At 62.7% G+C, this 17,184-nt stretch carries 14 protein-coding genes; 8 read left to right on the forward strand and 6 right to left on the reverse strand.

The genetic code is table 11. The features are described from left to right. Positions 1 to 131: 131 nt before the first annotated feature. From WBN73_RS03380 to WBN73_RS03395, 4 genes are all read right to left on the reverse strand, one after another. On the reverse strand, positions 132 to 1,310 hold the full coding sequence (locus WBN73_RS03380; RefSeq protein ID WP_207596897.1) for an adenylate/guanylate cyclase domain-containing protein: 1,179 nt from the start codon (positions 1,308 to 1,310) through the stop codon (positions 132 to 134). Next, entirely contained in the window at positions 1,300 to 1,893 is a 594-nt protein-coding gene (locus WBN73_RS03385; protein ID WP_207596896.1) for a PH domain-containing protein, read from the reverse strand. The genes WBN73_RS03380 and WBN73_RS03385 overlap by 11 nt, the downstream gene beginning before the upstream one ends. Next, entirely contained in the window at positions 1,886 to 2,809 is a 924-nt protein-coding gene (locus tag WBN73_RS03390; RefSeq protein ID WP_207596895.1) for a biotin--[acetyl-CoA-carboxylase] ligase, read from the reverse strand. Before WBN73_RS03390 ends, WBN73_RS03385 begins: the two co-directional genes overlap by 8 nt. Before the next feature lie 67 nt (positions 2,810 to 2,876). Continuing rightward, a complete protein-coding gene (locus WBN73_RS03395) occupies positions 2,877 to 3,755 on the reverse strand; it encodes an SDR family oxidoreductase (protein WP_337339594.1) in 879 nt (292 codons plus the stop codon). Positions 3,756 to 3,967: 212 nt separating this feature from the next. On the opposite strand from WBN73_RS03395, the gene WBN73_RS03400 reads away from it, so the two are divergent. The 3 genes from WBN73_RS03400 (at position 3,968) to WBN73_RS03410 (ending at position 7,554) form a co-directional block, all read left to right on the forward strand. Then, a complete protein-coding gene (locus tag WBN73_RS03400; protein WP_207596893.1) occupies positions 3,968 to 5,551 on the forward strand; it encodes an acyl-CoA carboxylase subunit beta in 1,584 nt (527 codons plus the stop codon). After that, entirely contained in the window at positions 5,548 to 5,805 is a 258-nt protein-coding gene (locus tag WBN73_RS03405) for an acyl-CoA carboxylase subunit epsilon (protein WP_089594263.1), read from the forward strand. Before WBN73_RS03400 ends, WBN73_RS03405 begins: the two co-directional genes overlap by 4 nt. Before the next feature lie 66 nt (positions 5,806 to 5,871). Further along, positions 5,872 to 7,554, forward strand: coding sequence for a DUF885 domain-containing protein (locus WBN73_RS03410; RefSeq protein WP_337339593.1), 1,683 nt, complete (start codon positions 5,872 to 5,874; stop codon positions 7,552 to 7,554). Between the two features lie 1,655 nt (positions 7,555 to 9,209). Here WBN73_RS03410 and WBN73_RS03415 read toward each other — a convergent pair. Both WBN73_RS03415 and WBN73_RS03420 read right to left on the reverse strand, forming a co-directional pair. Next, positions 9,210 to 10,370 (reverse strand): hypothetical protein, encoded by a 1,161-nt coding sequence (locus WBN73_RS03415; RefSeq protein WP_337339592.1) that lies wholly within the window; start codon positions 10,368 to 10,370, stop codon positions 9,210 to 9,212. Continuing rightward, complete coding sequence (locus WBN73_RS03420) at positions 10,291 to 10,773, reverse strand: RHS repeat domain-containing protein (protein WP_337339591.1); 483 nt, start codon at positions 10,771 to 10,773, stop codon at positions 10,291 to 10,293. Before WBN73_RS03420 ends, WBN73_RS03415 begins: the two co-directional genes overlap by 80 nt. 200 nt (positions 10,774 to 10,973) lie before the next feature. Here WBN73_RS03420 and WBN73_RS03425 point away from each other — a divergent pair, with 200 nt between their 5' ends. From WBN73_RS03425 to WBN73_RS03445, 5 genes are all read left to right on the forward strand, one after another. Next, positions 10,974 to 12,407: a dicarboxylate/amino acid:cation symporter gene (locus WBN73_RS03425; protein ID WP_089594257.1), complete on the forward strand. Its 1,434-nt coding sequence runs from the start codon at positions 10,974 to 10,976 to the stop codon at positions 12,405 to 12,407. Positions 12,408 to 12,499: 92 nt separating this feature from the next. Next, positions 12,500 to 12,967, forward strand: coding sequence for a YbjQ family protein (locus WBN73_RS03430; protein WP_337339590.1), 468 nt, complete (start codon positions 12,500 to 12,502; stop codon positions 12,965 to 12,967). A gap of 143 nt (positions 12,968 to 13,110) precedes the next feature. Further along, positions 13,111 to 13,833: a TetR family transcriptional regulator gene (locus WBN73_RS03435; RefSeq protein WP_207596887.1), complete on the forward strand. Its 723-nt coding sequence runs from the start codon at positions 13,111 to 13,113 to the stop codon at positions 13,831 to 13,833. Position 13,834: 1 nt separating this feature from the next. Then, the gene (locus WBN73_RS03440; protein WP_337339589.1) at positions 13,835 to 16,360 is read left to right on the forward strand and encodes an MMPL family transporter; all 2,526 of its coding nucleotides are present in this window, start codon (positions 13,835 to 13,837) and stop codon (positions 16,358 to 16,360) included. 152 nt (positions 16,361 to 16,512) lie between these two features. After that, complete coding sequence (locus tag WBN73_RS03445) at positions 16,513 to 17,172, forward strand: Maf family protein (protein ID WP_207596885.1); 660 nt, start codon at positions 16,513 to 16,515, stop codon at positions 17,170 to 17,172. Positions 17,173 to 17,184 lie beyond the last annotated feature (12 nt).

Here is a 17,184-nt window from a genome sequence, read left to right on the forward strand (position 1 = left end):
CGCTCTCTCACATAACAGCCCTTAAAGCCGAACGCTCGCTCACTTTCTTCAGGAAAGTGAGCGAGCGTTCGGCTCAAGCCCGAGGGACGTGAGAGAGCGTGCGCTTTGGAAGGCGGACTGCCAGCAGGGGCCTAGTCCAGCACCAGTCCCTTGCCGCGGCCACGGGCCAGCATCACGGGATGGATTTCGCCGAAGCCACGGACATTCTCAGACTTCTGCGGGACCAGGACGAACCTGTCATCCTGCCCCAGAGCAGCCGCTGTCATGGCATCCACCAGGACGGTTCCAGGCTGGGCAAGGGTTGTCAGCCGGGCAGCCAGGTTGACGGTGGGTCCATAGATGTCGCCCAGCCTGGACAGGATGCGGCCCCAGACCATGGAGACTCGGCATTGCGGCAGAATTTCGTCTTCGGTGAAGGCCTGCGCCAACGCCAGGGAAATCTCGGCCCCGGCCGCGGGTGTCTCCGCGATGTAGAGGACTTCGTCGCCCACGGTCTTGACCAACCGGCCGCCACCCACGGAAATAATCTCGGCGCACTTGTTCTCAAAGCGCTGCACCAACTGGGCGAGCGTCTTTTCGTTCATCCGACGCGAAAGGCTGGTGTAGGAGACGAGGTCGGCGAAACCCACGGCCCGTGCCAAGGGCAACGGCGAATCGTCTTCGTCGCCCTCGCGGCCTTCTTCACTGGCCTGCAGCCCGGCTTCCGCGCGAACCGCCAGGCGTTGCACACCTGCGTTGAGTTGACGGCGATAGGAGTAGACCAGGATCTCTTCGAGCGAGTCCACCAGGCCGGGCAACTGACCTACCAGTTGCTTACGGGCCACGGCATCCGGAATCCCCTGCTCAGACACCATGTCTTCCACCAAGGCTTCGATCTGCCAGACCACCATGCGGTCCGTCATCTGCCCGATGGACCGGGTGACAGAGATGGCCGCTTCCTCGGTCAGGACGCCGGCCCGGACAAGGTCCAGGATGGTCGACAGTGCCGCTTGATCCCGTTCCGTAAAGGCAACGTCTTCGTCGCCGAAGTTCGGGAATCCCAGGGCACGCCAAATTTTGCGGGCGGACAAAATGGAAACACCCGCCCCTGCGGCTACTTCACGACGACGGAGCTTTCGTTCGCCGCCCAGCAGCTTTGATTCCAATGCTTTGATGGCCAGGCGCTCGGCGGACATTACACCGGTGGGTGGTCCAGCCTGCACAGCAACCGGAGCAGGCCCCGAATCGGTGTCCTCGTCGACTGAAGGTTCGGGGACGGCGTCGAACTCCTGGTCCAAGTCCTCGCCGGACTGCTGATCCTCAACGCTCATCTCTTCCACCTTCTCTCAGCTCCCATGGCAACTGGTCATAGTCCGTCAATACTTGGCCCTCAAAAACCTCACCTTGCGGGAGTTCGTCCATCGCGTCAAGAATGAATCCCCGGAACTTCGCGACGTCCGGAACATCCGCCAGGATGGCCGTTCCGGAGTGCCCGGTATCCAAGGATATATTCCCGGAGTGCAATGTCCGTTGGAGCAGGCTCTGATGAACGCCCACATTGCGGACCGCCATGAGAGATACCTGCCAGTCGCGGCGTCGAAACATTCCGTATTTGGCAAGTATCCGCCTGCTGGTCAGGATGTACCGGATGGAATGCCAGCGCATCACACGACGAATGCTGTAACCAATCAACAGCCAGGCTGCGAGTCCCACACTGACACCCATCAGCCACGGCGTCCATTCCACTGTAATGAACGGAGCAAGGCGCTGGGCATTGCCTTTGACAATCCAAGCGCAGGCATATCCCGTCAGGGCCGGAGCAATGAGGAATGCCAGCACCGGGAAGAAGAGGGATCGGGCCTGTTGACGTGTGATGGTGATGACCTGCTCCCCCGGAAGCAACTCTTTACGCATAACCACTTTCCGTGGCGCGCAAGTGCACCACGTCACCAGCTGTCACCACGTGTTCCCTGCCCCCATGGTCCACCACCAGCAACGAGCCGTGCTCGTCCAACCGCGAGGCATGTCCCACCAGTTCGTGATCGCCAGGCAGGTGCGCCCGCACTTCGCGCCCCAAGGTCACCATGGCGGACTCAACCCGCTTGTGCAGGGAAGGCCCTCCCGCCAATCCTGCGGCCGGGTCCCCCTCGGAATTGCAGAAGCTGCGGTAAAGCCGGGCGAAGCGTGACAGGTAACTTTTCAGCAGCGCCGTGCGGTCCGTCGTCGTGGCCCCTTCCAAGGCCAGTGACGTCGCTGTCGTGACCGGCAGCTCTTCCTCGGCCAGCGTGACGTTGAGGCCCACGCCGAGGATGACGGCGGGAACAGAGCCATCGCCCACGGCTGTCATCTGGGCAAGGATCCCAGCGATTTTGCGCCCGTTGACCAAGACGTCATTGGGCCACTTGATGTCTGCTGTCACACCGGCGGTTTCCTGCAATGCCTCCCGCAGGGCAACGGCAGCTAGCAGGGACAGCCAGGAATAGCTTTGCGTTGGTACCGGCATGCCTTCTGCCGTGACGGGACGAAGCACTATTGACACGGAGACAGCCGATCGCTCGGGCGATTCCCAGTGCCGGTCCAACCGACCACGCGCAGCCGTCTGGTGCTCGGCTGTCAGAACGGCGAGGTCGGCCCACTTTTTGGGCTCAACGGTGACAGCCCGCACCAAGTCCTGGTTGGTGGACCCTGTGGACTCGACGATGGTCAGTTGCGAAATGCCCGTGGCTGAAAGGAAGTCCGGCTGCAGCAAGGCTTCACGATCCAAGGCAGCCCGCTCCGGACCGCTGGTCGGGATGTGGGGTTCGCTGCTCTCTGGCTGTTCGGCATCCATAGCTGAATCCTATCCAGTTGCGGCGTCCAGGGATGGCCCGTGAGCAGGAAAGCGGCTGGGAATCCGCCTAGAGAAAAATGTCCGGAACCAGGCGGTCTTCGGGCGCGCCCAGGCTGTACGGCGAAAAGTCTGACACACCAGCCGCGCGCAGGACTTCTTCATCGGTGAAGAACTTGCCCGTTGCCCCCGCACCCGTCAGGACGGCATGCGCGGCGTCGGCCATGATTTCCGGGCCGCGTGCGGCCTGGACGATTTGCTGCCCGCCGGGCATGTTCCGGATGGCGGCGGTATCGATCAGGGTGCACGGCCAGAGCGAATTGACCGAAACGCCGTCGTCCTTCAACTCTTCCGCCAGCCCCAGCGTGGTGAGGCTCATCCCGTATTTGGCCATGGTGTAGGCCAGATGCATGCCGGCCCATTTGGGGTCCAGGTTCAGCGGCGGAGACAGTGTAAGGATGTGGGCGTCGCTGGATTCCCTCAACGCAGGAAGCGCCAGCTTGGAGAGCAGGAACGTTCCACGGACGTTGATGTCCTGCATGAGGTCGTAGCGCTTCATGTCTACGGCGTCGGTGCGGGACAGGTCGATCGCCGAGGCGTTGTTAACCACGACGTCGATCCCTCCGAAACGCTCGACGGCGGCGGCGACCGCTGCGGCGACGTCGTCGTCATTGCGAACGTCCCCGACCAGCGGCAGCGCTTGGCCACCGGCCGCGACCAGTTGTTCAGCGGCGGTGAAGACAGTCCCCTCGAGCTTGGGATGGGGATCGCCGGTCTTGGCCATGAGCACAATGTTGGCGCCATCGCGGGCTGCGCGGGTGGCTATTGCCAAGCCGATGCCCCGGCTGCCGCCGGACATGAGGATGGTCCGGCCCTTGAGCGAACCGGTGGCCACGTAGGGAGTCTGCGCCGGCGCAAGTGCGCGGGAAGCGTCGTTGCTTGAAGTCATGGGGACACTCTAACGCAACTATGTTACTGACGGGTAACATGGCGATGGCTTTGGCTTGGACGCGGAAAATTGTAGGGTTTCTACAGCGGTTCGCGGCAAAGGCGTCACTAGACTGGCCTGCGAGGCCTGTTCTTTGTACGGAAGCTACTTAAGCTTCGGGACCAACACCGAACTGCGCCAGCGAAAATCAGCTACAGAGCCGGAGACACTTGATGAGCCACGATCTGACAACGACAGCGGGAAAGATTGCCGACTTCCGCGACCGCCAGGCCCGTGCAGAGCAACCTTCCGGCCCGGAAGCGATTGAGAAGCAGCACGCACGGGGCAAGAACACGGCCCGCGAACGCATTGACCTCTTGGTTGATCCGGGCTCGTTCGTCGAGTTCGACGCCCTGGCAGTCCACCGCTCCACTGCCTTCGGCATGGAGAAGAAGAAGCCCCTCGGCGACGGCGTGGTCTCCGGATACGGCACCGTTGATGGCCGCCTCATCGCGATCTACAGCCAGGACTTCAGCGTCTACGGCGGCTCCCTGAGCCAGGTCAACGGCGAGAAGATCGTCAAAGTCCAGGAATTCGCCCTCCGCAATGGTTGCCCGGTTGTCGGAATCAACGACGGCGGCGGCGCGCGTATCCAGGAAGGCGTAGCTTCCCTGGCCATGTTCGCTGACATCTTCCGCAACAACGTCCACGCTTCCGGCGTGGTCCCGCAGATCTCCCTCATCATGGGCCCGTGCGCCGGCGGCGCAGCCTACTCCCCCGCCCTGACCGACTATGTGGTCATGGTGGACAAGACCTCGCACATGTTCATCACCGGCCCGGACGTCATCAAAACTGTCACCGGCGAAGACGTGGACATGGAAACCCTGGGTGGCGCCCGCCAGCACAATGCCACCACCGGAACCTCCACCTACCTTGCCTCGGACGAAGCAGACGCGATCGAATTCGTCCGCGAACTCCTGGACTTCCTCCCCTCCAACAACCTGTCCGAAGCCCCCGTCGTGGAGCACGACCAGGAACTGGAACTCAACGACGACGACCTCGCACTGGACGCGCTGATTCCCGATTCCGCCAACCAGCCGTACGACATGCGCAAGGTCATTGAGCAGATCGTGGACGACGCGCACTTCCTTGAAATGCAGTCCTTGTACGCCCCCAACGTGATGATCGGCTACGGCCGCGTTGAGGGACACACCGTGGGCATCGTGGCCAACCAGCCCATGCAGTTTGCCGGAACCCTGGACATCTCCGCCTCGGAAAAGGCTGCCCGCTTTGTCCGCCACTGCGATGCGTTCAACATCCCCATCATCACTCTGGTGGACGTCCCCGGCTTCCTGCCCGGCAAGGACCAGGAGTTCCAAGGCATCATCCGCCGTGGCGCGAAGCTCCTGTACGCCTACGCCGAAGCAACGGTCCCCAAGCTCACCGTGATCACCCGCAAGGCCTACGGTGGCGCGTACATCGTGATGGGCTCCAAGAAGCTCGGCGCAGACCTGAACCTCGCCTGGCCCACCGCCCAGATCGGCGTCATGGGCGCCCAGGGTGCCGTGAATATCCTGTACCGTCGCGATCTTGCTGCTGTTGCCGAAGCCGGCGGTGATGTCGAGGCCAAGCGGGCCGAGATCATCCAGGGCTACGAGGAAGAACTCCTCAACCCCTACCAGGCGGCCCAACTGGGCTACGTGGACGCAGTCATCGCTCCGTCCGACACGCGCCTCCAGATCATCCGCGGCCTCCGGGCCCTCCGCGACAAGCGCGCGAGCCTGCCCACCAAGAAGCACGGAAACATCCCGCTGTGAGCACGCCGAAGCACCGGGCTGATTCCGCGCCTGATCAGGTACCCGCTGAAGCAGCCGCTGCGCCGCTGTTTTCGGTGGTCAAGGGCGAACCGACGGCCGAAGAGCTCGCGGCGATTGCCGCCGTCGTGGTTTCACTCGGGACAACGCAGGAAGCTGCCGCATCGAAGCCGAACGTCCGGCATTGGGTGCGTCGTCAGCAGTTGCGGCTGGACCCCACCCCCGGTCCTGGCGCGTGGAAGCGCAGCCGCGGCTAGTTTTCGCTCACGTAGAAAAGTTCAACAACCCTTTCACGTAAGCGGTGTCGCGGCTAGGCTCTGTGGGTGACTACTGCAAACACTCCTGTACGCCCGAAGTCCGCCATCGATGCCGTCGCTGACGCGTACACAGAAAAGTTGATCGAACTCAATCCCAGCTTCGCCACCACACTGGGCTTGCCCGGACACGAAACCGAATACCAGGACTACTCCCCTGCCGGTGCCGAGGCTCATGCGGAAGCCACAAAGTTGGCCTTGGATGCCTTGGCAGGCCTTGAGCCGTCCGATGATGTGGATGCCGTCACCCTGGACGCCATGCGCGAGCGGCTCGGCCTGGAACTGGAGATCCACGAGTCGGGCTGGGACCTCGCCGACCTGAACAACATTGCCTCTCCTGCCCAGGACATTCGCGCCATTTTCGACCTCATGCCCACCGACACGGTGGAGCACTGGGAGCACATTGCCGGCCGCGCGGCCAATGTTCCTGGCGCCATTCAGGGCTACATTGAGTCGCTTCGCTCCGCTGCCGACGCCGGAAAAGTCGCCGCCGCCCGCCAAGTCCGGATCGTCATCGAGCAGACCGGCCGCTACGCCTCAGAGGACGGCTTCTTCGCCAAGATGGCCGCCAACGCTGCGCTTGATGGCTCGCCACTGCCCGCCGAGGTTCAGTCAAAGCTCGACGCCGGGACTGCGGCCGCGCGTTCTGCGTATAGCGCCTTGGGTGGATACCTTCGGGACGAACTCCTGCCCCTGGCACCGGAGAAGGACGCAGTCGGGCGCGAACGTTACGCGCTGGCCTCGCGTTCATTCGTTGGCGCCGAAGTAGATCTGGAAGAGACCTACGCTTGGGGCGTCCAGGAGCTTGAGAGGCTCATCGGCGAGCAGGAGAAGATCGCCAACCAGATCAAACCTGGTGCATCGATCGAAGAAGCCAAGAGCATCCTCAACAACGATCCTGCACGCCAGATCAAGGGCACGGACGCCCTCAAGGCCTGGATGCAGGAACTCTCAGACCGGGCAGTGTCCGAACTTGCTGACGTCCACTTCGACATCCCGGACGTCATGAGAACTCTTGAGTGCATGATCGCCCCCACCGACGAAGGCGGCATCTACTACACCGGCCCTTCCGACGACTTTTCCCGGCCCGGACGTATGTGGTGGTCAGTGCCGGCAGGCGAAGACACCTTCACAACGTGGTCCGAAACCACCACCGTGTTCCATGAGGGCGTCCCGGGCCACCACCTCCAAGTCGCCACGGCAACGTACCGCCGGGAACTCTTGAACAACTGGCGGCGCAACGTCTGCTGGGTCTCGGGCCACGGCGAGGGCTGGGCACTCTACGCCGAGCAGCTCATGCTGGAACTGGGCTACCTCAAAGACCCGGGCGACCACATGGGAATGCTCGATGGCCAGCGCATGCGCGCGGCCCGCGTGGTCTTCGACATCGGCGTCCACTTGGAACTGCCCATCCCCGAGCGTTGGGGCACCGGAACCTGGACCCCCGGGAAGGGCTTCGACTTCCTCAAGGCCAACCTCGACATCAGCGAAGGCCAGCTCCAGTTCGAATTCACCCGCTACCTCGGCTGGCCGGGCCAAGCCCCGTCGTACAAGGTCGGCCAGCGTCTCTGGGAGCAGATCCGTGCCGAGCTTGAATCCCGCGAAGACTTCGACCTGAAGTCGTTCCACAGCAAGGCGTTGAACATCGGGTCAGTGGGCTTGGACGTACTGCGCAGGGCCCTGCTGGGCTGATTATTTTGGAGTGGCTCCGGCCGGAGGCCGGACATCCTCGGTGTGCTGCTCCTTCGTCACTTTGATGCACACTGCCGGATGCCCGGTCTTGGCAATGGGTTCTCGGAGACGGCCGGGATTAAGGCGAGTCCCCCGCGGCAAGGGCAGGCGGGTTTATGCTGCAGTGGGCGGTTCAATCAAACTCGATAAAGTCCCGTATCGCTGCGTGGTGACAGACCATTCCTGCTTTAACACCACCAGCCACTTCAAAGCGCGCTGAGCCGTGCTCGACCGTCAAACGCCCCCGCTTTGCCCCATCCAGGGAATGCAGGGCCTCATCCGCCAGTCGCCGGGCCTCCGCCGCAGAACCAAAACCACGCTTTCCACCGCACAAGGAGCCACCGGGCCCCTTGTGCGGCTCCCAGCAGCACGCCCCCATGCCAAACCTGCAAACGTTCCCGCAAGGAACCCGCCAAACCAGGCATACCCAAGACCAACCACACCACAACGAACAAAACCAGAACAACGGAACCCATCCACTGCCGAGGTAAGCCAAACCGAAGAAACAGAGAACCAACAGCCAGACCGGCAAGTAACGAACCGACCTCCAGCAAACACTGTGTCATTCGGCACAAACACCATCACAGAGAGCGTGGCCATTAAAACCACCCCACTGAAGATCAGGGAGCCCTCCCAAGAATTCCGCCGCTCTTTAGTCATGACGGCTTCGCTGCTTGCTGTGCTGCTTGGATTTCATTGCCAATCACACCGAGGCCCAGACTTATCGTTGTTCACCAGCAGTTAGAGTCAGCCCAATCATGAAGCCGAGACCACAGCCCGCCCATAGCGATCCGTACGATGTCGCAATGACCGGAAGTATGTTGGACAGAGCCGCTATGGCTAGACTGCCTAGGACAATTGTGCCAACCAAAGTATTTATGGAGGCAAAATTTGAACTGACATATGTCACAAACCCCATGCCGGCAATACATATAAACAAGACAATAAAGTTTGTTAGCCAAGCAGATAAGCCAAACTCGTCAAATCTATTTACGCAGGTTAAAATCGCTATAAGACCGGGAATTGTCACGCTCATCCATTGGTACCAGTGGGGCATCGCTCTTTCACGAAGGGCGCGGTCCCCGGCAGTCTCTTTAGTCATCATTATTTCCATGCTTCGTCGATCATTCCATTCGTTCCGAGTCCAATGAGTGAATTAGTTAAGTCTGTAGTCATATTGGACTTCGTAAAATACTCAATAGGCGAAGAGGTGCTTGTTCCAATGAGATCAGCGTAACCCTGCGATGAGTTTCCCCGCGAAGTAGAAACACCCGTAGAGAACACTCCGGACGTAGTAGAAGAAACCAGAGACTTGATCGGATCAAATGCTTCGCCATTCACACCACTCTTGAGCATGTCCCCCGCGAACCCGGCGCCTGTGTTGACGCTCGCACTCAGGAGAAACTGGGCGCCTTTGCCCGTAACGTGGCCGGCTGCTGGATTCCCGTCACCGTCATACCCCCATGACAGCGTCCCGTTCCCGTTGCCGTTGGACTTTCGGGTGAGGAGTCCGCGCCGGTCAAAGCACAGTTCGTGCTCCACCGCATACCCCGCCCCGCCCGTGTGGTCGGTGATGACCACCCGCCGGCCCGCAAGGTCGCGTTCGATGGCGGCGATCAGTGCCCCGTCTCGAACCGGGTCCTGCCACCCACCCCGTTCATCGTGGACACCAGTTCCCCGGCGAGGTTGTATTCAAAGCGGCGGGTCCCGTACCAGGAATCCTGGGCGAAGCTCAGTCGCCCGACCTTGTCGTACCCGTACCGGGCCGTGCCCTCCCCCGGAGTATGCTTCGCGGTCAACCGGCCACACGCGCCGTAGGCGAAGGTTTCGACCTCACCGGTGGGCAGTCTCCTGGAGGTGAGGCGCTGGTCGGGGTCGTAGGACAGTTCCGTGACGGCCCCGACCGGGTCGATACTGCGGAAGGGTCGGCCGCAGTGGTCGTATTCGAACCGGGTCACCGCCCCTGTGGGGGAGGTGATCGAGGTGATCTTCCCGGCAGCGTCGCGGCCCAGGACCGTCAACCCGCCCTCACCATCGACCAACTCAACCGGGTTCCCCGCACCGTCGTAAGACACCAGCTCCGCGGACCCGTCGACAGATTCGATTTTCGCGGGGCGGCCGTACTCATCAAAACTGTAGGTATTCGTGGCGAACGCGTCGGTCAGGGACGCCGTCCCGTTGGACCGGTCCGTGACCGCTCCGGTCCGGACACCGGTCGGATCAACGACGGCAGTCAGGGCACCGACCGTGTCGTACTCCCTCACCCAGTCATGCCCGCCCGGGTCCGTTACTGCGATGAGCCGGGAGAGGTTGTCATGGGTGAACCCCCACCTGCCCCCGTCCGGCGACACCGCGGCGGTGAGGTTCCCGAGCTCATCAACCACCCGTTCGATACTGCGGCCCAGCGGGTCGGTGGTGCGGGACAGTTCCCCGTTGGGGGCGTACTCGAACACCGTCCTTCCCCCATCAGGAGCAACCATTGCGGTGGTCCGGCCCGCGGCGTCGTGCTCGAACGCCCACACCGCCCCGTCCGGGTCCACCCGGCGTGTCAGCACCCCGGCATCGTCGTAACTAAACCGGGTCTCTGCCCCCGACGGGCTCAACGCCGTCACCGGACGACCCGCCCGGTCCCGGACAATCCTGGCGGTGTCCCCTGCGGCGTTCCGGGTTGCGATGAGGTCCCCGAACCCGTCGTACTCAAAACCAATAGTGACCCCGACCGGGGTCGGTGACCTGTTCCAGGAGCCCGTCCCGCCATTCCAGCTCGGTCCGGCCACCCAACGGGTCCACCACCACCGAGGGGTCCCGGGAGAGGTCATCGGCGTACTCGTAGGTGACGGTGGCACCGGATGCGGTCACCAGGGTGGTGATGCGGTCCTGCTCGTCCCACCCATACGTCAGGTCCGCGCCTTCGGGGGTGACGGTCCGGATCTTCCGTCCGCGGGTGTCGTAACCGTGGACCGTGACAGCACCGTCACGCTCGGTCAAAGACACCAGATTCGAATGCGCGTCATAGGACATGGACTGACGCCGGTCCTCCGCGTCCAGCACCCCCACCAGACGGCCCTTGCCATCAGCAACCCAGGAGTTCGACCGGGACCCGTCCTCATCGGAGACCACCGTGACCCGGCCCGGTAAATACGCGAACCGCGTCCGCCGCCCATGCTGTGTGACCTGCATGATGACCCGGCCGGCCTCGTCACCATGCGAGTCCCTTTTTAGCGACCATGACCGCAAAGACGGGATCCACGGCCTTGCAATCCGGCCCGAACGCCCTCGACTGAGATCAACGTCACAAAACCGCGGGAATAACTTTTGCGCACGTAACATTTCTCAACGTCCGTTCGCTATGTTATTGGCACTGCACCTAACGTGTTCCGGTGAGCACCTCAACCAACACATCCCCAGCAGCTGGCAAGAGCGGCTTCCGGCTCCCCAAGTGGGCCGGTTCCTTCGGCGTCCAGATCATCGCAGCCCTCATTGTGGGCCTCATCCTTGGCCTCATCGCCAAGTACACGGGCAGCACCAAGACCGCCCCCAATGCCCTGGGGGCTACTCTCCAGACGATCGGCTCCAGCTACGTCTCCTTGCTGCAGACCGCCGTCGTACCTTTGATTTTCACCGCTGTGGTGAGCTCCATCGCCAACCTGCGCCAGGTGTCCAACGCCGCCCGATTGGCATGGAACACACTGCTCTGGTTCGCGATCACCTCGCTGGTATCGGTTCTGATCGGCATCGGCCTGGGCGTACTCCTGCAGCCGGGCGCAGCTACCGGCATTACAGAAGAAGCCAAGTACGCTGGCAAGACCGGTGACTGGTGGGCCTTCCTGATCGGCCTCTTCCCGAAGAACTTCCTGGGACTCGGCGCCAGCTCCACTGTGACCGAGAGCGCCAACGCTGCCACCACCGTCAGCACTGCCGTCAACTTCAACGTGCTGCAGATCCTGGTCATTGCGATCGCGATCGGTGTTGCTGCCCTCAAGGTTGGCAAGCAGGCCGAGGCCTTCCTGACGTTCAACGCTTCAGCGCTGGCCGTCATCCAAAAGGTCCTGTGGTGGATCATCCGCCTCGCTCCGCTGGGCACAGTAGGACTGATCGGTAACGCTGTGGCCATCTACGGCTGGGACACTATCGGTTCTTTGGGCAAGTTCACTGCGGCCATCTACATCGGCCTGGCCTTGGTGCTCTTCGTCCTCTACCCCATCCTGGTGCGCATTCACGGGCTCTCCATCAAGCAGTACTTCTCCGGAGTGTGGCCGGCCGTGCAGCTGGCGTTCGTTTCCCGCTCGTCCATTGGCACGCTGCCGCTCACGCAGCGCGTCACTGAACGGAACCTCGGCGTCCCCTCCGGCTACGCTTCCTTCGCCGTGCCGCTGGGCGCCACCACCAAGATGGACGGTTGCGCAGCGATCTACCCGGCGATCGCAGCCATCTTCGTGGCACAGTTCTTCGGCATCAACCTTGACTTCAGCCAGTACCTGCTGATCGTTCTGGTCTCCGTCCTTGGTTCGGCCGCTACCGCCGGTACCACCGGCGCCGTCGTCATGCTCACGCTGACGCTGTCCACGCTGGGACTGCCGCTGGCCGGCGTCGGCCTCCTGCTGGCCATCGACCCCATCCTGGACATGGGCCGGACCGCCGTCAACGTGGCGGGCCAGGCACTGGTTCCGGCCATCGTGGCCAAGCGCCAGGGCATCCTGGATGAATCGCTGTACAACGCACCCCGCAACGGTGCCGCCTTTGCCGACGAGTACGCCGCCGACAAGGCAGCAGCCGAAGCGGACCATCGCGAATTGGCCGACTCGAAGGCCTAATTTCAGTCCCTTTGAAACGGCGCAAATCCCCCGGGGAGTTCTCCCCGGGGGATTTCCCCGTTAAAGGGGTCAACTCTGGATAGGCTCTGACCATGTTGATCGTCACTTCCAATGAAATCCCGGGCCATCGGATCGACGCCGTCTTCGGCGAAGTCATGGGTCTCACCGTCCGCTCACGGGACATCGGCTCGCAAATGCTGGCCGGCTTCCGCTCCCTCGGCGGCGGCGAACTGCCCGAAATGACCAAGGCACTCTATGAAAGCCGCCAGGAAGTTATGGCACGCATGGTCAACGAAGCGCAGCAACGTGGCGCCAATGCCATCGTCGCCATGCGGTTCGACACCTCTGAAATGGGCACCAACTGGACCGAAGTCTGCGCGTACGGCACCGCCGTGTACGTCCTGCCGTTGGGTGAAGGCGAACCCGGAGCTACGGGACAGTCGGTCTATCTGACCAAAACGGCCACGCAACAGCCCGCTCAGCCGACACAGCCGCAGCAGCCAGCCCAGCAGCAGCAATTTACCCCGCCGACTCCCCCGGCCCAGCCTCACCAGTTCTAGTCGGATCAGCCCAAAGGTCCCGCCCTCCTTCGTCCTCTCGCCGCCCAGCGGCGAGCTGAGCGAACGAGGGCGGGACTTTGAGTATCAGGGGCACGGGCACGCTCACATTGCGCAGAGTGCAAACTTGCACTTAGTGTAAGTATGTGACTCAAACCAGTAGCCAGGAAGCCGCTGCGGAATCGTCTCCTTCCGAGCCCAGCGCCCCCTCCAGGCGCGAACTCAACAAGGCGGCCACCCGCAGTTCCATCGCTTCCGCAGCCTTGGGCCTTTTGCGTAGCAAAGGGTCCGGCAATTTCACCGTGGAAGACATCGCAGCCAGCGCCGGCGTCTCACGACGAACCTTCTTCAACTACTTCCCCAGCCTCGAAGCCGCCTTGGCATCCGTTGCCGACGGCTTCATGGACCACGCCTTGGAGCAGTTCCGGCTACGCCCGGCGGACGAGTCAATTCTCGAATCCGCCCAGGCAGCCCTCATGGCGCTGGCCGATCCCATGTCCGTGGCACCCATGGCCGAACTCTTCAGCCTGACCCACGACAACCGGCAACTGGCCCGCTCCGAGCTTGAAGCCTGGGAGCACTGCACCGAGCAGATCATTGAAGCCGCCCGCAGCAGACTCGGCGCCGGCATCAGTGAGCTCTACCTCCATGCCTTGGCGGGCTCAGTGATCTCCTGCGGCAAGGCCGCAATGACCGTCTGGTTCGCCGATCGCGGCCCTGATCTCTCGGCGGAATCCCTCGCGGTACTTCGCCAGCACCTCATCGATGCGATGGGCCTCCTGGGCGCCGGCTTCGCGCCGCCGTCGGACGCGTCAGTCCAAGTCTCAGCAGCCTCCCCCTCCGTTCCAACCACCACAGATCGGTTCTGACATGGCCTCGTTCCTCTACCGTCTCGGCAAGTTTTCGTATCGGCGCCGCTGGCTGGTCATCTCCATCTGGCTGGCCGTCATGGTGGCGGTGGGCGGCTCGGCCGCAGCCTTCCACGGCACCATGTCCAACAACTTCACCATCCCGGGCACCGAAACCCAGCAGATGGCCGACAAACTCAAGGAAGCGCTCCCTGATTCTTCGGGCGGCTCCGCCAGCGTGGTGTTCGACGCCGGAGATGCCGGCTTCGACCAAGCCAAAAAGGACGCGGTCGCGGCTGCGCTCACCAAGCTCGAAGCCATGCCTGACGTGCAGGGGACGGTGAACCCGTTCACCACGCAGGAGCAGTTGGATAACTCCGCGGCTGAGCTCGCAGCCGGTGAAGCGAAGGCCGCCGAGGGCCAGGCCCAGCTTGATACTTCCCGCGCGCAGCTGGAAGCCGGCGAGGCGCAACTCGCCGGGGTGGAGCAGCAACTCGCTGCCTCTGGCCTCACACCCGCCCAGATTGAAGCCCAGTTGGCGCCGCAGCGCGCAGAACTTGCTGCCAACAAGGAAAAGCTCGACGCCGGAGCCAAGGAAGCTGCCGACGGCGCCGCCACATTGGCTCTGGGCAAGCGACAGCTCGAAGCCTCCGAAGGCCTCCGTTTTGTGTCCAGCGACAACAAAGCAGCGGTAGCCCAGGTCCAGTTCAAGACCTCCATCAACGCCGTTGACCCCGCCGTCCGCGAAGAGGTTCAGGAGATCGTCCACGGAGTTTCTTCCGCCGGCGTCACGGCCTACGCCAGCAAGGAAATCACCGAAGATGTCTCGGAAATCTTCGGTATTGCTGAAATCGTGGGCGTCGCAGTCGCGGCCTTGGTGCTGATCCTCATGCTCGGCACACTCATCGCGGCCGGGCTTCCTCTCCTGATGGCCCTGATCGGCGTAGCTGTAGGTGTCGGCGGAACGTTCGCACTGACCAGCGTCATCGACATGAGCTCCATCTCCCCGATGCTTGCCCTGATGCTCGGCCTCGCGGTTGGTATTGACTACTCCCTGTTCATCGTCAACCGACACCGCACCCAGCTTCTGGCCGGCATGGACGCGGAGGAATCCGCTGCCTTGGCTACGGGTACTTCAGGTAACGCTGTGTTGTTCGCCGGTCTCACCGTCATCATCGCCTTGGCAGCCCTCGTGGTTCCGGGCCTGCCTTTCCTCGCAGTGATGGGTGTTGCCGCCGCAGCAACTGTCGCGGTCGCCGTCGTCGTCGCTTTGACCCTGACGCCTGCCGTCCTGGGGTTGATCGGCCGCAGGCTGATCTCCAAGCGCGCTTGGGCGAAGGCTGCCAAGCACAACGCCGAGCCCGGCCACGAAGCTGCCGATCGCGAACTCGAAGAGAAGCGAAGCAGCGGGGGCTGGGGCGGCATGGTGACGCGTCACCCGTGGGTTGCATTAGTCCTCAGCGTCGTCCTTCTCGGAGCCGTTGCGTTGCCGGCTTCCCAGCTTCGGTTGGCACTTCCCGACGGCGGCTCCGAGCCGGTCGATTCGCAGGCCTTCAAGGCCTATGACCTCACCCGCAGCAGCTTCGGCGAAGGCGTCACCGGCCCGATCGTCGTCGTCGGCGAATTCCCTGAAGGCCTCAGCGAAAACGACGCCAAGAACAAGCAGTTCGATGTCGCGGACGAACTTCGCAGTGTAGGAAACGTCATCGCGGCTGTACCGATCGCGCTGAGCGAAGACCGCCGTACCGCAGTCTTCCAAGTCATTCCCAAGGAAGGCCCGGCCAGTGCGGGCACCGTGCAAGTGGTGTCCGATCTCCGCGCCAAGGGTGCAGTGATCAGCGACGACCTTGACGTGAAAATCGGCCTGACCGGACAAACCGCGGGCAACATTGACGTTTCCAACAAGCTCGGAGCCGCGTTGCCGCCGTACTTGGCGATCGTCGTCGGGCTGTCCTTGCTCTTGCTGCTCCTGGTGTTCCGCTCGATCGTTGTGCCGTTGCTGGCCACGGGCGGATTCCTGCTCTCGCTGGCCGCTGCCTTCGGTGCCGTAGTTGCCGTCTACCAGTGGGGCTGGCTCGGAGGGATCTTCGACGTCGCCAACCCGGGCGCCGTCCTGAGCTTCCTGCCCATCATCCTGATCGGGGTGCTGTTCGGACTCGCCATGGACTACCAGGTGTTTATCACGTCGGGTATGCGGGAGTCGTTTATGCACGGCGAGTCCGCCAAACACGCGGTCCGCTCCGGTTTCAGCCATGCCTCCGCCGTGGTCACTGCCGCCGCGATCATCATGGTCAGCGTGTTCTCCGGCTTCATCTTCAGCCACCTCACGATGGTCCGGCCGCTGGGCTTCGCCATGGCCTTCGGTGTGCTGATTGATGCCTTCGTCGTCCGCATGACCATCGTTCCCGCTGTGATGTACCTACTGGGCGAGAAGGCCTGGTGGCTGCCCAAGTGGCTGGAACGTGTTCTTCCGGACGTCGATGTTGAAGGCGCCAAGCTGGAGCGCAGCGACCGCAGGAAGGCCGACGCCGGAGAACTCGTCCACTAAACGGTCTCTCACATAGCAGTCGATATTCACGAACGCTCACTCACTTGCTGGAGGCAAGTGAGTGAGCGTTCGGTTTAAGCACGTGGGATGTGCGAGAGGGTCGGCGGAAAGCACGCGGGAGGTGAGAGAGGGTTCGTATTAGGCTGGGTGGCGTGACCCGATTGATTCTCGCCTCCCAGTCCCCCGCCCGCACCAAGCTGCTCACGGAAGCCGGGATCCAGCACGACGTCCTGGTGTCGGACGTTGACGAGGACGCTGTTCAGGCTAAGTACGGAGTGACTGACGCGCACGACACCGCGCTCCTGCTGGCACGGGCCAAGGCCGAGGCAGTTGCCGCCCTCCCCGAAGCCGAAGGTGCGCTGGTCATCGGTTGCGATTCAGTATTCGAATTCGACGGCGAGTCCCATGGCAAGCCGTACACCGCGGAGGTCGCGCGGGAACGGATGTTGCGTATGAGTGGCTCGCAAGGTGTGCTGCACACCGGTCACTGGCTGGTGGACTGCCGGGACACTGCCGCTGACGCCGAGGACGATGAGGCCCCGGAAGGCACCGGCGCCACCGTCGGCGGAGTATCCAGCGCCGAGGTCCACTTTGCCCAGATGAGCCCACGGGAAATCGACGCCTACATCGCCACCGGAGAGCCCCTGCACTGCGCCGGGTCCTTCACCATCGACGGCCTGGGTGGGGCCTTCATCCGCAAGGTCAACGGCGACCCGCACGCCGTCGTCGGGCTTTCCATCTCCACGCTGCGGGACTTGCTGGTCCACGCGAACGTGGGAATCACCGAGCTGTGGGACAACGATGAGCAGTAGAACACATTTGTA

Source organism: Paenarthrobacter sp. CCNWLY172, from assembly GCF_037402035.1.
Taxonomy (GTDB): Bacteria; Actinomycetota; Actinomycetes; order Actinomycetales; family Micrococcaceae; genus Arthrobacter.